Genomic DNA, 13,740 nt, shown 5'->3' on the forward strand with positions numbered 1-13,740 from the left:
ACGCCCGGTTACATTCCGAACCCGGAAGCTAAGCCTTTCAGCGCCGATGGTACTGCAGGGGGGACCCTGTGGGAGAGTAGGACACCGCCGAACAATCTTTCAGGACCCCTGGTCCCAGCGTTCACGCTGGACCAGGGGTCCTTTTGTTTTTCCACGTATTTCTTGAAAGCGCGGTGCGGTGCCGGCTGCGCGAGAATGACTGCAGTACCCGAAGACAGGAGTCACGTCGATGTCCACCAACTCTCCCGACGACCGTCCGGAGCGCGAGCCGCGCCGCCGGGACGGTGGCGAGCGGGGCGGCTTCCGTGGGCCGCGTCGTGACGACAACCGTGGTGGTGGCTACCGCGGTGGCCGCGACGACCGCCGCGACGACCGTCAGGGCGACCGCCCTTCGTACCGTCGTGACGACCGCCGCGATGACCGTCGTGACGACCGTCAGGGCGACCGTCCGCCGTTCCGTCGTGACGACCGCCAGGGCGACCGCCCCGGCTTCCGTCGTGACGACCGTCAGGGCGACCGTCCCTCGTACCGTCGTGACGACCGCCAGGATGACCGCCGTGACGACAACCGCGGTGGTGGCTACCGCGGCGGCCGTGACGACCGTCCTGGCTTCCGTCGTGACGACCGTCAGGGCGACCGTCCCTCCTTCCGGCGCGATGACCGTCAGGGCGACCGCCCCGGCTTCCGTCGCGACGACCGCCAGGGCGACCGCCCGCCGTTCCGTCGTGACGACCGCCAGGGCGATCGTCCCTCGTACCGTCGTGACGACCGCCAGGACGACCGCTCCGGCTTCCGTCGCGACGACCGTCGCGACGACAACCGCGGTGGTGGCTACCGCGGCGGCCGCGACGACCGCCCCGGCTTCCGCCGCGATGACCGCCGCGACGACCGCCGTGACGACCGTCCCTCCTACCGTCGTGACGACCGACAGGACGACCGCCGCGACGACCGCCGTGACGACAACCGTGGTGGTGGCTACCGCGGTGGCCGCGACGACCGTCCCGGCTTCCGCCGTGACGACCGCCAGGGTGACCGTCCCTCCTACCGTCGCGATGACCGTCAGGGCGACCGTCCCTCGTACCGTCGTGACGACCGCCAGGACGACCGCCCCGGCTTCCGCCGTGACGACCGTCAGGGCGACCGTCCGTCCTACCGTCGCGACGACCGCCAGGACGACCGGTCCGGCTTCCGCCGTGACGACCGTCCTTCGTACCGGCGCGACGACCGCCAGGACGACCGCCGTGACGAGCGCCCCCGTGGGCCGCGGCGTGAGGACGACCGGCGTGGTGGCGGTGGGTTCCGCGGCCGTGACGACCGCCGGGACGACCGTGGGCGTGGTCCGCGCCGGGACGACCGGGGCGGCTACGGGCGCCGGGACGACCGCGGCGACCGCGGTGACCGGCGCGGTGGGGACCGTGCGCCGATCAAGCGCCTGCCGATTCCGCCGGAGGTCACCGGTGAGGAGATCGACGCGGATGTGCGCCAGGAGCTGATGAGCCTGCCCAAGGGGCTGGCCGAGGACGTCGCCCGCAACCTCGTCATGGTCGCCCAGCTGATCGACGAGGAGCCGGAGAAGGCGTACGAGTACTCGCGCATCGCCCTGCGGCTCGCCTCCCGTGTCGCCGCCGTCCGCGAGGCCGCCGGCTTCGCGGCGTACGCGACGCAGAAGTACTCCGAGGCGCTGGCCGAGTTCCGGGCCGCGCGGCGGATGACCGGCAGTGTCGAGCTGTGGCCCGTCATGGCGGACTGCGAGCGCGGGCTCGGGCGTCCGGAGCGGGCGCTGGCGATGGCCGGTGAGCCCGAGGTGCTGAAGCTGGACAAGGCCGGCCAGGTCGAGATGCGGCTCGTGGCCGCCGGCGCCCGCCGGGACATGGGCCAGCTCGACGCGGCCATCGTGACCCTGCAGAGCCCGGAGCTGGCGTCCAACGCCAACCACCCGTGGACCGCGCGCCTGCGCTACGCGTACGCCGACGCGCTGCTCGCCGCCGGGCGTGAGCGCGAGGCGCGTGAGTGGTTCGCGAAGGCCCTGGAGGCCGACAAGGACGGCTCCACGGACGCCTCCGACCGGCTGGCGGAGCTGGACGGTGTCGAGTTCGTCGACGCCTTCGACGACTCCGAGGACGCCGACGAGAACGGTGGCGAGAACGGTGGCGAGAACGCCGCCGCCGCGCAGGACCGGCAGGACCAGGACGACGAGCCGCGCGAGGGCGACAGCGACGAGAGCTGACGCCCCACGGCCTGCGCCGTAGGACACGAAACGAAGGGCGGCACCCCACACGGGGTGCCGCCCTTCGGCGTTCTCGCGGTGACCGGCTGCCGAACGGCAGAGCGGCCTGGCTGCCGAGGGGCGCCCGCCGGCAGGTCAGTCGAGGGCCAGGCTGCGCAGCACCAGGCCCGTCGCCGGCTTCGGGCCGAAGGAGGTCGACTTACGGGGCATCGTGACGCCCTGGCGGGCCAGGTCGCGTACGACCTCCTCCTTGACCGGGTGCATCAGGACCGCCGTACCCCCACGGCGTTCGGCCTGTTCGACGGCGGCCTGGGTGTCGTGGATGTAGCTGATGTCCTCGGGGGAGTCCTCCGCGATGTGCCAGACGTGGTCGAGGAGGGTGGAGTGCAGGACCGTGGCGTCGAGGGTCCGCCAGGCCTCGGGGCGGTCGGTGCGGACCGTGCGGGCCAGGAGCCCCGGGTCGGGGCGGTCGAGGAGGTGGAAGCCGCCGTCGCCGGCGAGGAGGAAGGCGTTGCCTTCGGCGGTGGCCGTGGCGAGGGCCTCCTGGGCGGCGGAGAGGGGGCCGTCGACGCGCGTCACGCGGAAGGCGTCGCCGAGGGCGGCGAGCGCGTCGGCGACCGGGAGGCGGTTGAGCAGCCGGTGGATGGCGCGGACCCGGAGCGGGTAGCGGCCGGTGTCGATGAGCAGGACCAGGCCGTGGTTCCAGGGGCCGGGCGCCGTGTGCTCCTCGCGGAGCCGCAGGTAGGTGGCCCACCGGTGGTGTCCGTCGGCGATGAGGGCCTGGTGGCGGCCGAGTTCGGCGGCGACGGCGGCGAGGTCGGCCGGGTTGGTGACGGCCCACAGGCGGTGGTGGAAGCCGTCCTCGGTGGTGGTGGAGAGCAGCGGCTCGCGCTCGACGGTGCGGTCGATGACGGCGCCCGCGCCGTCGCCGTCGCCGCGGTAGGTGAGGAGCAGCGGCTCCAGGTTGGCGGCGGTGGTGCGCATGAGGGCGGCGCGGTCCTCGACGACGTGCGGCATGACGTCCTCGTGCGGGAGGACGATGCCTTCGGCGGGGGTGGAGAGTTCGAGGGCTCCGATGACGCCGCGCTGGAGGAGGCCGTCGCCGCGCTGCTCGTAGACGTAGAGCGCGGGTTCGGGGTCGGGGGCGAGGATGCCGTCGGCGAGCCAGCGGTCGAGGGTGACGGCGGCCTTGCGGTGCCGGGTGCCGGCGGTCATGGCCTGCGGGAGGATGAGCCGGACGATGTTGTGGGGGTCCGCGGATTCCAGGTGGAGGAGTCCGTCGGGCCGGACGACGACGTCGTACGGCGGGGAGGTCACGGCGGCCAGGCTGCCGACCCGTTCGGGAACGTACCGGATGCCCCGGAAGGGGCTCAGTCGAAGACCGGGAGCGCGGACGTCATCGGCCGCGTGACCTGAGGTATGCATCTCGTCATCCTATGTGCGCGGTGGTCATGAGCGATGATCTGGGCAACGGGAGAATGTCAGCCCGGCGACGTGAGGAGTCCATGGCATGACGGGAATCGGCCAGCGGCAGGGCAGGGACCGGCCGAGTGGCAGTGCGCGCGCGTTGAGCGAGGCGTACGACACGGCGCTGCTCGACCTGGACGGTGTCGTGTACTACGCGGGTGGGGACGCGATTCCGCACGCCGTGACGGCGCTGGGCGCGGCCCGGGCCGGCGGGATGCACCTGGCGTACGTCACCAACAACGCGCTGCGGACGCCGGACACGGTGGCGGAGCACCTCACCGAGATCGGGGTGCCGGCGGAGCCCGGTGACGTGATCACCTCGGCGCAGGCGGTGGCCCGGCTGATCGCCGACGAGGTGCCGCCCGGCTCGCGGGTGCTGCTGATCGGCGGCGAGGGGCTGCGGGTGGCGCTGCGCGAGCGGGGGCTCGTGCCGGTGGAGTCGGCGGACGACGACCCGGTGGCGGTGGTGCAGGGCTACGGCGGTCCGGAGCTGCCGTGGGGGCGGTTCGCGGAGGCGAGTTACGCGGTGGGGCGGGGGCTGCCCTGGTACGCCTCGAACACGGACCTGACGATTCCGGGCGTGCGGGGGATCGGGCCGGGGAACGGCGCGGCCGTGGAGGTCGTGCGGATCGCGACGGGCGCGGAGCCGAAGGTGGCGGGCAAGCCGTTGCCGCCGATGCACCGCGAGACGGTGCTGCGGACCGGGGCCGAGCGCCCGCTGGTGGTGGGGGACCGGCTGGACACGGACATCGAGGGGGCGTTCAACGGGGGCGTGGACTCGCTGCTCGTGCTGACCGGCGTGACGGACGTGCCGCGGCTGCTCGCCGCGGTGCCGGAGCACCGGCCGACGTATGTCGCGGCGGACCTGCGGGGGTTGCTGGAGCCCCAGCCGGAGGTCGTCGAGGGTGCGGACGGGGCGTTCGGGTGCGGGGGCTGGTCGGCCTCGGTGAGCGGGGGAGCGCTGGTCCTGGAGGGCGCGGGCGAGGAGCTCGATCCGCTGGACGGTGTGCGCGCGCTGTGCGCGGCGGCGTGGACGGAGGCCGGGGCCGGGGCGTCGGGTCTGGACGCGGGGAAGGCGCTGGAGCGGCTGGGGCCGGTGGGCTGAGGGTCGTACGGCGGGGGCCCGGTGGGCTGATGTCGTACGGCGGGACTGGTGGGCCGATGTCGTGCGGCGGAGGCCGGTGGGCTGACGCGGCGCGAGGTGGGCCGGTCCGGCCGGGCGGCAGCCCCGTACCGGGGATCGATCACCCGTCAGAGGGTAGGCTAACCTAACCTCGTGTTGGTCGAGAGTCCCTCCCGTGCGAGCGCGGAGCCGGTCGGCCCTGCCCAGACGCCGACGCGCCGGAACGCCGTGCGCGCCGTCGGACTGGTCCTGGCCGTCGGGGTCCTGCTGCTGGTCTGTGTCCTGAGCATCATGATCGGTGCCAAGCCGGTGCCGTTCGGCGACGTGTGGCACGGCCTGTTCCAGAACAGCGGCATCCGCAACGACGTCGTCATCCACGACGTCCGCGTCCCCCGCACCCTCCTCGGGCTGCTCGTCGGTCTGGCCCTCGGCCTGGCCGGCGCCGTCATGCAGGGCCTCACCCGCAATCCGCTCGCCGAGCCCGGTCTCCTCGGCGTCAACGCCGGCGCCGCCGCGGCCGTGGTGTCGGCGATCGCCTTCCTCGGCGTCACGGACACCTCCGCGTACGTGTGGTTCGCCTTCGTCGGCGCGGCCGTGGTCTCGGTCCTCGTGTACGTCCTCGGCGGCAGCCGCAGCGCCACCCCGGTACGGCTCGCGCTCGCCGGGACCGCGGCCACCGTGGCCCTGTACGGGTACGTCAACGCGGTCCAGCTGCTCAACTCCGCGGCCCTCGACCGGCTGCGCTTCTGGACCGTCGGCTCCCTGGCCGACGCGAACATGGACACCGTCGGCCGCGTCGCCCCCTTCGTCCTCGTCGGCGCCGTCCTGGCCCTGCTGATCGCCCGGCCGCTGAACGCCATGGAGATGGGCGACGACACCGCGCGGGCGCTGGGCGCGAACCTCACCCGGACCCGGATCGTGGCGATGGTGTCCGTGACGCTGATGTGCGGAGCGGCGACCGCCGCCTGCGGGCCGATCGTGTTCGTCGGCCTGATGGTCCCGTACATCGCGCGGTCCTTCACCGGGCCCGACATGCGCTGGATCCTGCCCTACGCGGCGGTCCTCTCGCCCGTCCTCCTCCTCGGCTCCGACGTCGTCGGCCGGGTCGTGACCCGCCCCGCCGAACTTCAGGTCGGCATCGTCACCTCGCTCCTCGGCGGGCCCGTCTTCATCCACCTCGTCCGCCGCAAGAGGATGGCCAAGCTGTGAGCACCAAGACCCTGCGGACGGCCGGACTCTCCGTACGGTACGAGCCGCGCGCCCTGCTCTCCGTCCTGGGCCTGCTCGTCGTCGCCCTGGCGGCGGCGGTGGTCCTCATCGGCAGCGGAGACTTCCCAGTCGCGCCCGGCGACGTCGTCGCCACCCTGCTCGGCGGCGGCACCGAGGTGCAGAAGATCGCCGTCATGGACCTGCGGCTGCCCCGGGTGCTCGTCGCCCTCTTCGTCGGCTCGGCGCTCGGCATCGGAGGCGCCGTCTTCCAGGCGATCTCCCGCAACCCGCTCGGCAGCCCCGACGTCATCGGTTTCGGCCAGGGCTCCACCGTCGGCGCGCTCACCGTCATCGTCCTCTTCCAGGGCAGCGCCACGGCCGCGGCCGGCGGTGCGATCGCCGGCGGACTGGTCACCGGCCTGGTGATCTACCTGCTCGCCTGGCGGCACGGGGTGCACGGCTACCGCCTCGTGCTCATCGGCATCGGCGCCGCCGCCATGCTCACCGCCGTCATCCACTACCTCATCACCAAGGCGCAGCTCGTCGACGCGGCCCGCGCGACGGTGTGGATGACCGGCTCGCTGGAGGGCCGGGACATGGCCCAGTTCTGGCCGCTGTTCGCCGTCAGCTGCGTGCTGCTGCCGCTGATCCTCGGGCACGGGCGGGCGCTGCGGATGCTGGAGATGGGCGACGACGCCGCGTACGCGCTCGGCGTCAAGGTCGAGCGGACCCGGATCGTCCTCATGGGCGCGGCCGTGCTGCTCGTCGCCGTCGCCACGGCCGCCGCGGGCCCCATCGTCTTCGTCTCGCTGAGCGCGCCGCAGCTGGCCCGCCGGCTCACCCGCTCGCCCGGCCCGAACCTCGGCGCCTCCGCGCTCATGGGCACCGCCCTGCTGCTGGTCGCCGACTGGACCGCCACCAACGCCTTCGGCGAGCGGCAGCTGCCGGTGGGCGTCGTCACCGGCGTCCTCGGCGGCTGCTACCTGCTGTGGCTGCTCGTCAGCGAGCGGAAGGCCGGCCGGATATGACCATCGAGAACACCACCAGGAGCCAGGGAATGAACGGGCAGCAGCAGACGCAGCAGCGGCTCAGCGCCGAGTCGGTCACGCTCGCCTACGACCAGCGGGTCATCGCCCGCGACCTGAGCGTCGCGATCCCCGACCACTCCTTCACGGTCATCGTCGGCCCCAACGCCTGCGGCAAGTCCACGCTGCTGCGCGCACTGTCCCGGATGCTGAAGCCGACCGAGGGCCGGGTCCTGCTCGACGGACAGGCCATCCACTCGATGCCCGCCAAGAAGGTCGCGCGGACGCTCGGGCTGCTCCCGCAGTCCTCCGTCGCGCCCGACGGCATCACCGTCGCCGACCTCGTCGCCCGCGGCCGCTACCCGCACCAGGGCCTGCTGCGCCAGTGGTCGCCCGAGGACGAGCGGATCGTGCGGGAGTCGATGGCCGCGACCGGCGTCGCCGAGCTCGCCGAGCGGTACGTCGACGAGCTGTCCGGCGGCCAGCGCCAGCGGGTGTGGATCGCGATGGCGCTCGCCCAGCAGACGCCGCTGCTGCTGCTCGACGAGCCGACCACCTTCCTCGACATCCAGCACCAGATCGACGTCCTCGACCTGTGCGCCGAACTGCACGAGACGCAGGGCCGCACGCTCGTCGCGGTCCTCCACGACCTCAACCACGCGGCCCGGTACGCCACCCACCTCATCGCCTGCCGCGACGGGGAGGTCGTCGCGGAGGGCCCGCCGGCCGAGGTCGTCACGGCCGAGCTCGTCGAGCGGGTCTTCGGTCTGCGCTGCCAGGTCATCGAGGACCCGGAGACGGGCACCCCGCTCGTCGTCCCGGCCGGCCGCAAGGCACGCAGGCCCCGGCCGGCGGCAACGGCGCGGTCCTGAGCGGGCCGGGCCGGGCCGGATCCTGCTGGGCGGGTCTTGGTTGCGGCGGGCGGGTCCTGGGCCTGCTGGGCGGGTCTTGGTTGCGGCTGGCCGGCCTCGGTCCTGCCGGGTCGGTCCGGATCCCGCCGGGCCGGGCTTGATTGCGCCGGGCCGGCCCCTGATCCTGCCGGACCGGTGCGGATCCCGCCGGGGGGTCCTGAGCCCCCCGGGCCGGCCCCTGATCCTGCCGGACTCGTCCGGATCCCGCCGGGCCGGTCCCTACAGCAGGGACCGCAGCTTCAGGAGGTCGCGGAAGCCCGCCTCCAGGCCGACCCGGCCGGAGGCCCAGGCCTTGGCGAAGTTCAGCCGTCCGTCGACCATCGCGACCAGGTCGTCGCCGGTCATCCGGAGCCGGATCTGCGCCTTCTCGGGCGGCGGACCTGACACCGTGTCCTCCACCTCGATCCTTCCGTCGGCCAGCCGGCCGGTGAAGGTCGTGTCCAGGTCGGTGAGGTGGCAGCTGAGGGTGCGGTCGAGCGCGGCCGCACCGCGCACCTCGCCGTCCGCCGCCGCCAGGTTGTCCGAGAGCCTGTTCAGTGCCTCACGGCACTCCGTGATCGTCGCCATCGCGGTCGACGGTACCGCAGGGCTTCGCGGTAGCGTCGGGGCATGAGCGACGCGACACCCGAAGCCCCGCCGGAGACGGTGCCCGCGGGACCGGCCCCCGCCGACCCGTACGAGGCCGCCGGGCCCGCTCCGCTGGGCGTCGTACGGACCCCCACCGGACGGCCCGCCGTCGACGCGCTCCTGGACCGGCTCGGCGACGCCGACCACCTGACGGCCGACGGACACCTCGACGTGTACGAGGATGTACACCGTGGGCTGCGCGCCGAGCTGACCGCGCTCGACGCCCCGCCCGGACCCCGTCCGAACGACAACAGGAGCTGAACCGAACGTGGCAGGACCGGCACGCCGCCGTCTCGACGCCGAGCTGGTACGGCGCAAGCTGGCGCGCTCGCGCGAGCACGCCAGCCAGCTGATCGCCGCGGGCCGGGTGACCGTCGGCAAGACCGTCGCCACCAAGCCCGCCACCCAGGTCGAGACCGCCGCCGCCATCGTCGTGGCCCAGGACGACAGCGACCCCGACTACGTGTCGCGCGGCGGCCACAAGCTGGCCGGTGCCTTCGCCGCCTTCGTCCCGCAGGGGCTGCGGGTCGAGGGCCGGCGCGCGCTCGACGCGGGCGCGTCCACCGGCGGCTTCACCGACGTCCTGCTGCGCGCCGGCGCCGCCCACGTCGTCGCCGTGGACGTCGGCTACGGGCAGCTCGCCTGGTCGCTGCAGAGCGACGAGCGGGTCACCGTCAAGGACCGTACGAACGTGCGTGAGATGACCCTCGACTCCATCGACGGCATCCCGGTCGACCTCGTCGTCGGAGACCTGTCCTTCATCCCGCTCGGGCTCGTGCTGCCCGCCCTGGTGGCCTGCACCGCGCCCGACGCCGACCTGGTCCTCATGGTCAAGCCGCAGTTCGAGGTCGGCAAGGAGCGGCTCGGCACCGGCGGAGTGGTGCGGAGCGCCGAACTCCGCGCCGACGCGGTGAAGAACGTGGCCCGGCGCGCGGGCGAGCTCGGGCTCGGTGTCCTCGGCGTCACCGCCAGCCCGCTGCCCGGGCCGTCCGGCAATGTCGAGTACTTTCTGTGGCTGCGGGCCGGGGCGCCCGCTCTGGATCCTGCGGAAGTCGACCGCGCCGTGGCGGAAGGACCTCGTTGAGCACTGGTTCGAGCACGTCTACCGAGAACAACCGCACCGTCTTCCTGCTCGCGCACACCGGCCGGCCGGCCGCCGTGCGCAGCGCCGAACTCGTCGTCCTGGGGCTGCTGCGCAGCGGCATCGGGGTGCGGGTCCTGGAGGCGGAGGCGGCCGACCTGCCGCTGCCGCACGCCGTCGAGAAGGTCCCGGAGGCCTGCTCCGACGCGCTCGACGGCTGTGAACTCCTCGTCGTCCTGGGCGGCGACGGCACCCTGCTGCGCGGCTCCGAGTTCGCCCGCGCCTCCGGGGTGCCGATGCTCGGCGTCAACCTGGGCCGGGTCGGCTTCCTCGCCGAGGCCGAACGCGACGACCTCGACAAGGTCGTCGACCGGGTCGTGACCCGCGCGTACGAGGTCGAGGAGCGGATGACCCTCGACGTCACCGTCTACCAGAACGGCGACGTCCTGCACCAGGACTGGGCGCTCAACGAGGCGGCCGTGCAGAAGGTGTCCCCCGAGCGGATGCTGGAGGTGGTCCTGGCCATCGACGGCCGCCCCGTGACCGGTTTCGGCTGCGACGGGGTGATCTGCGCGACCCCGACCGGCTCGACCGCGTACGCCTTCTCGGCCGGCGGACCGGTGATCTGGCCGGAGGTGGAGGCGCTGCTCATGGTGCCGATCGGGGCGCACGCGCTGTTCGCCAAGCCGCTCGTCACCACCCCCGACTCGGTGCTCGCCGTCGAGGTCGAGCCGCACACCCCGCACGGCGTGCTGTGGTGTGACGGGCGGCGCACCGTGGAGCTCCCGGCCGGCGCCCGCGTCGAGGTCCGCCGCGGCGCCGTCCCGGTCCGCCTCGCCCGCCTGCACCACGCCTCCTTCACCGACCGCCTGGTCGCCAAGTTCGCCCTGCCGGTGTCGGGGTGGCGCGGGGCGCCGCACTGAGGACGCGGTGCCCCGGCCGCGCCGCCGGCCGGAGCAGGTGCCGCCTTGGGGCCGCCGGTCGGGGCCCGCGCCTCTTGCGGCCGCCGGCCGGGGTCCATGCGGCTTTCGGGCCGCCGGCGGGGGCCCGTGCCGATTTCGGGCTGGCGGCCGGGGTCAGTGCCGCCTTCGCGCCGCTGGCCGGGTAATTGCGCCGCTTCCGCGCCGCCAGCGGCGGCCGGTGCCGCCTTCGCGTCGATGGCCGGGGGCAATGCCGCGTTCGCGGCGCCGCCGGGGGCCCGCGCCGCCTTCGGGCCGCCGGCTGGGGCATGCACCGCCTTCGGGCCGTCGGTGGGGGCACGTTCCGCGTTCGCGCCGGGGGCCGGGGGCAGTGCCGCGTTCGCGGCGCCGCCGGGGGCCCGCGCCGCCTTCGGGCCGCCGGTCGGGGCACGTGCGCCTCGCGCTGCCGGCCGGCGCCCGTGCCGCCCTCGCGTCGGGGGGACGCCCTCGTGGGGCGGGAGGCGGCGCCGTCAACGAGACGCCGTCGCCACCGGACCGCGGCGGGGCGCTGACCAGCCGATTCGCCGTCGGAGCGGGGTGGCGTGGCACCGGGCGGGGAAAACCTCGTATGGTCTGGGGCGTGCTGGAGGAGATGCGGATACGGTCGCTCGGAGTCATCGACGACGCGGTCGTCGAGTTGTCGCCCGGTTTCACCGCGGTGACCGGTGAGACCGGTGCGGGCAAGACCATGGTCGTGACCAGCCTCGGGCTGCTGCTCGGCGGGCGGGCCGACCCGGCCCTGGTACGGATCGGGGCGGGGTCCGCCGTCGTCGAGGGCCGCATCGCGCTGCCCCCGGGCGCGGCCGCCGCCGCGCGCGCGGAGGAGGCGGGCGCCGAGCTCGACGAGGGCGCGCTCCTCGTCAGCCGTACCGTCTCCGCCGAAGGCCGGTCCCGCGCCCACCTCGGCGGGCGTTCCGTGCCCGTGGGGCTGCTCGCCGAGCTCGCCGACGAACTCGTCGCCGTGCACGGCCAGACCGACCAGCAGGGCCTGCTCAAGCCGGCCCGGCAGCGCGGCGCCCTGGACCGGTACGCGGGCGAGGCCGTGGCCGTGCCGCTCGCCGCCTACGGCGAGGCGTACAAGCGGCTGCGGGCCGTCACCGCCGAGCTGGAGGAGATCACCACCCGGGCCCGCGAACGGGCCCAGGAGGCCGATCTGCTGCGCTTCGGGCTCGGTGAGATCGAGGCCGTCGAGCCGCGCCCCGGCGAGGACGTCGAGCTGGCCGCCGAGGCGGAGCGGCTCGGGCACGCCGAGTCCCTCGCCTCCGCCGCCGCCCTCGCGCACGCCGCGCTGGCCGGCCAGCCCGAGGACCCCGAGGCCGTCGACGCGACGACCCTCGTCGCGGGCGCGGGCCGGGCCCTGGAGGCCGTACGGGCGCACGACCCGGCGCTCGCCGCGCTCGCCGACCGGATGGGCGAGATCTCCATCCTGCTGTCGGACGTGGCCGGGGAGCTCGCCGGATACGCCGACAACCTGGACGCCGACCCGCTGCGGCTGGCCGCCGTGGAGGAGCGCCGCGCCGCGCTCACCCAGCTCACCAGGAAGTACGGGGAGGACATCGCGGCCGTGCTCGCGTGGGCCGAGCAGAGCGCGACCCGGCTCACCGAGCTCGACGGCGACGACGAGCGCGTCGACGAGCTGACCGCCGAGCGGGACCGGCTGCGCGACGAGCTGTCGGCGCTGGCCCAGCGGCTCACCGACGCGCGGACGGAGGCGGCGGACCGGTTCGCCGAGGCCGTCACCGCCGAGCTCGCCTCGCTGGCCATGCCGCACGCACGGGTGTCCTTCGCCGTCCGGCAGACCGAGGACCCCGAGGGCGTCGAGGTCGGCGGGCGTCGTGTCGCGTACACGCCGTCCGGCGCCGACGAGGTCGAACTGCTCCTCGCCCCGCACCCGGGCGCCCCGCCGCGCCCGATCGCCAAGGGCGCGTCCGGCGGTGAGCTGTCCCGCGTGATGCTCGCCGTCGAGGTCGTCTTCGCCGGTACGGACCCGGTGCCGACCTATCTGTTCGACGAGGTCGACGCGGGCGTCGGCGGCAAGGCCGCGGTCGAGATCGGCCGCCGGCTCGCCAAGCTCGCCAAGTCCGCGCAGGTCGTCGTGGTCACCCACCTGCCGCAGGTGGCGGCCTTCGCCGACCGGCAGTTGCTCGTCGAGAAGACCAACGACGGTTCGGTCACCCGCTCCGGCGTCACGGTCCTGGAGGGCGAGGACCGGGTCCGTGAGCTCTCCCGGATGCTCGCCGGCCAGGAGGACTCCGAGACGGCCCGGGCCCACGCCGAGGAGCTCCTGGCGACGGCGCGGGCCGACGCCTGATGGGGCGGCTCGGGGCCTTCGCCGTGGCCGCGGGCGTGAGCCGCGCCGTGTACGAGGGGCTGCGGCGGGTCCGCGACCCGCGCTGGGAGCGGACCAACCACGCCGGGCGGCGCGTCTCCCTGTACGCGGGTCCCGCGACGGCGCTCGGTGCCGCCGCGGGCGCCGGGACCGGGGCGGGCGCCCTCGCGGTGCTCGTGGCCGGGGCGTGCGGCGCGTACGACGACGTGCGGGGCGACGAGCGGCGTGGCTTTCGGGCGCATCTGGCGGCGCTGCGGGACGGTGAGGTGACCAGTGGGGCCGTCAAGCTGTTCGGGATCGGTGCCGCCGGGCTGGCCGCGGGCGCGTTCCTGAAGGAGCGGCCCGTCGACAAGCTGCTCGCCGGGGTCGTCATCGCCGGCACCGCCCACCTCGTCAACCTGGTCGACGTGCGGCCCGGCCGGGCCGGGCTCGTGGTGCTCGGGCTCGCCGCGCCCGGGCTGCTGCGCGGTCCGCAGGCCGCCGCGCCGATGGGCGCCGTGGCCGCCGTCCTCGCCGACGACCTGGGGGAGCGCACCATGCTCGGCGACACCGGCGCGCACGCCCTCGGCGCGGCCGTCGGCACCGCGATCGCCGTCGGCAACGGGCGGCTCGGCCTCGCCGCCCACGCGGCGGGACTCGTCGCCGCGGCGGTCCACGGGGAGCGACGGGCGACGGGTGTCTCCGCGGCCGAGCGCCAGGGGGAAGCCGTCCGAACCCGCGCGGCAGAGCCCCATCTATCACCCATGTGAGTGAACCCCGTCGGTGAGTTGAGGCGGTCGACA

General features: G+C 74.6%; 12 protein-coding genes, 1 rRNA gene and 1 pseudogene. 12 read left to right on the plus strand and 2 right to left on the minus strand.

The window, feature by feature from the left end; translation table 11 throughout:
• From rrf to ACIGXE_RS29390, 3 genes and pseudogenes are all read left to right on the plus strand, one after another.
• Positions 1-93: ribosomal RNA gene (rrf, locus tag ACIGXE_RS29380) — 5S ribosomal RNA — on the plus strand; the annotation flags it as partial.
• A gap of 136 nt (positions 94-229) precedes the next feature.
• A pseudogene (locus tag ACIGXE_RS29385) lies at positions 230-1,222 on the plus strand (hypothetical protein); the annotation flags it as partial.
• 255 nt (positions 1,223-1,477) lie between these two features.
• Entirely contained in the window at positions 1,478-2,227 is a 750-nt protein-coding gene (locus ACIGXE_RS29390; protein WP_399752195.1) for a hypothetical protein, read from the plus strand.
• Between the two features lie 135 nt (positions 2,228-2,362).
• Here ACIGXE_RS29390 and ACIGXE_RS29395 read toward each other — a convergent pair whose 3' ends face one another.
• The gene (locus ACIGXE_RS29395; RefSeq protein WP_399751921.1) at positions 2,363-3,652 is read right to left on the minus strand and encodes a DUF1015 family protein; all 1,290 of its coding nucleotides are present in this window, start codon (positions 3,650-3,652) and stop codon (positions 2,363-2,365) included.
• Between the two features lie 85 nt (positions 3,653-3,737).
• Here ACIGXE_RS29395 and ACIGXE_RS29400 point away from each other — a divergent pair, with 85 nt between their 5' ends.
• From ACIGXE_RS29400 to ACIGXE_RS29415, 4 genes are all read left to right on the plus strand, one after another.
• Positions 3,738-4,799, plus strand: a complete 1,062-nt coding sequence (locus tag ACIGXE_RS29400) for an HAD hydrolase-like protein (protein WP_399751923.1) — start codon at positions 3,738-3,740, stop codon at positions 4,797-4,799.
• A gap of 267 nt (positions 4,800-5,066) precedes the next feature.
• The gene (locus tag ACIGXE_RS29405; RefSeq protein ID WP_399752197.1) at positions 5,067-6,026 is read left to right on the plus strand and encodes a FecCD family ABC transporter permease; all 960 of its coding nucleotides are present in this window, start codon (positions 5,067-5,069) and stop codon (positions 6,024-6,026) included.
• The gene (locus ACIGXE_RS29410; protein ID WP_399751924.1) at positions 6,023-7,054 is read left to right on the plus strand and encodes a FecCD family ABC transporter permease; all 1,032 of its coding nucleotides are present in this window, start codon (positions 6,023-6,025) and stop codon (positions 7,052-7,054) included. Before ACIGXE_RS29405 ends, ACIGXE_RS29410 begins: the two co-directional genes overlap by 4 nt.
• Positions 7,051-7,923 (plus strand): ABC transporter ATP-binding protein, encoded by an 873-nt coding sequence (locus ACIGXE_RS29415; RefSeq protein WP_399751925.1) that lies wholly within the window; start codon positions 7,051-7,053, stop codon positions 7,921-7,923. The genes ACIGXE_RS29410 and ACIGXE_RS29415 overlap by 4 nt, the downstream gene beginning before the upstream one ends.
• A gap of 258 nt (positions 7,924-8,181) precedes the next feature.
• Here the strand turns inward: ACIGXE_RS29415 and ACIGXE_RS29420 are convergent, their stop codons facing one another.
• Positions 8,182-8,529 (minus strand): SCP2 sterol-binding domain-containing protein, encoded by a 348-nt coding sequence (locus tag ACIGXE_RS29420; protein WP_399751926.1) that lies wholly within the window; start codon positions 8,527-8,529, stop codon positions 8,182-8,184.
• A 42-nt stretch (positions 8,530-8,571) separates the two neighbouring features.
• Here ACIGXE_RS29420 and ACIGXE_RS29425 point away from each other — a divergent pair, with 42 nt between their 5' ends.
• The 5 genes from ACIGXE_RS29425 (at position 8,572) to ACIGXE_RS29445 (ending at position 13,707) form a co-directional block, all read left to right on the plus strand.
• Positions 8,572-8,850, plus strand: coding sequence for a hypothetical protein (locus tag ACIGXE_RS29425; RefSeq protein WP_399751927.1), 279 nt, complete (start codon positions 8,572-8,574; stop codon positions 8,848-8,850).
• A 7-nt stretch (positions 8,851-8,857) separates the two neighbouring features.
• Positions 8,858-9,673 carry a TlyA family RNA methyltransferase gene (locus tag ACIGXE_RS29430; RefSeq protein WP_356700011.1) on the plus strand — a complete coding sequence of 272 codons (816 nt, stop codon included), beginning with the start codon at positions 8,858-8,860 and terminating at the stop codon, positions 9,671-9,673.
• Positions 9,670-10,593, plus strand: a complete 924-nt coding sequence (locus ACIGXE_RS29435; RefSeq protein ID WP_399751928.1) for an NAD kinase — start codon at positions 9,670-9,672, stop codon at positions 10,591-10,593. Before ACIGXE_RS29430 ends, ACIGXE_RS29435 begins: the two co-directional genes overlap by 4 nt.
• A 604-nt stretch (positions 10,594-11,197) precedes the next feature.
• Complete coding sequence (gene recN / locus ACIGXE_RS29440; protein ID WP_399751929.1) at positions 11,198-12,940, plus strand: DNA repair protein RecN; 1,743 nt, start codon at positions 11,198-11,200, stop codon at positions 12,938-12,940.
• On the plus strand, positions 12,940-13,707 hold the full coding sequence (locus ACIGXE_RS29445) for a hypothetical protein (protein ID WP_399751930.1): 768 nt from the start codon (positions 12,940-12,942) through the stop codon (positions 13,705-13,707). Before recN ends, ACIGXE_RS29445 begins: the two co-directional genes overlap by 1 nt.
• Positions 13,708-13,740: the final 33 nt, after the last annotated feature.

The sequence above is a fragment of the Streptomyces sp. NPDC053431 genome (assembly GCF_044544925.1).
GTDB lineage: Bacteria > Actinomycetota > Actinomycetes > Streptomycetales > Streptomycetaceae > Streptomyces.

What these genes read in the sequence shown, in the direction of transcription:
- ACIGXE_RS29395 (WP_399751921.1), bottom strand. Translation starts at nt 3,652, where the DNA reads ATGCATACCTCAGGTCACGCGGCCGATGACGTCCGCGCTCCCGGTCTT.
- ACIGXE_RS29400 (WP_399751923.1), top strand. Translation starts at nt 3,738, where the DNA reads ATGACGGGAATCGGCCAGCGGCAGGGCAGGGACCGGCCGAGTGGCAGT.
- ACIGXE_RS29415 (WP_399751925.1), top strand. Translation starts at nt 7,051, where the DNA reads ATGACCATCGAGAACACCACCAGGAGCCAGGGAATGAACGGGCAGCAG.
- ACIGXE_RS29420 (WP_399751926.1), bottom strand. Translation starts at nt 8,529, where the DNA reads ATGGCGACGATCACGGAGTGCCGTGAGGCACTGAACAGGCTCTCGGAC.
- ACIGXE_RS29425 (WP_399751927.1), top strand. Translation starts at nt 8,572, where the DNA reads ATGAGCGACGCGACACCCGAAGCCCCGCCGGAGACGGTGCCCGCGGGA.
- recN (WP_399751929.1), top strand. Translation starts at nt 11,198, where the DNA reads ATGGTCTGGGGCGTGCTGGAGGAGATGCGGATACGGTCGCTCGGAGTC.
- ACIGXE_RS29445 (WP_399751930.1), top strand. Translation starts at nt 12,940, where the DNA reads ATGGGGCGGCTCGGGGCCTTCGCCGTGGCCGCGGGCGTGAGCCGCGCC.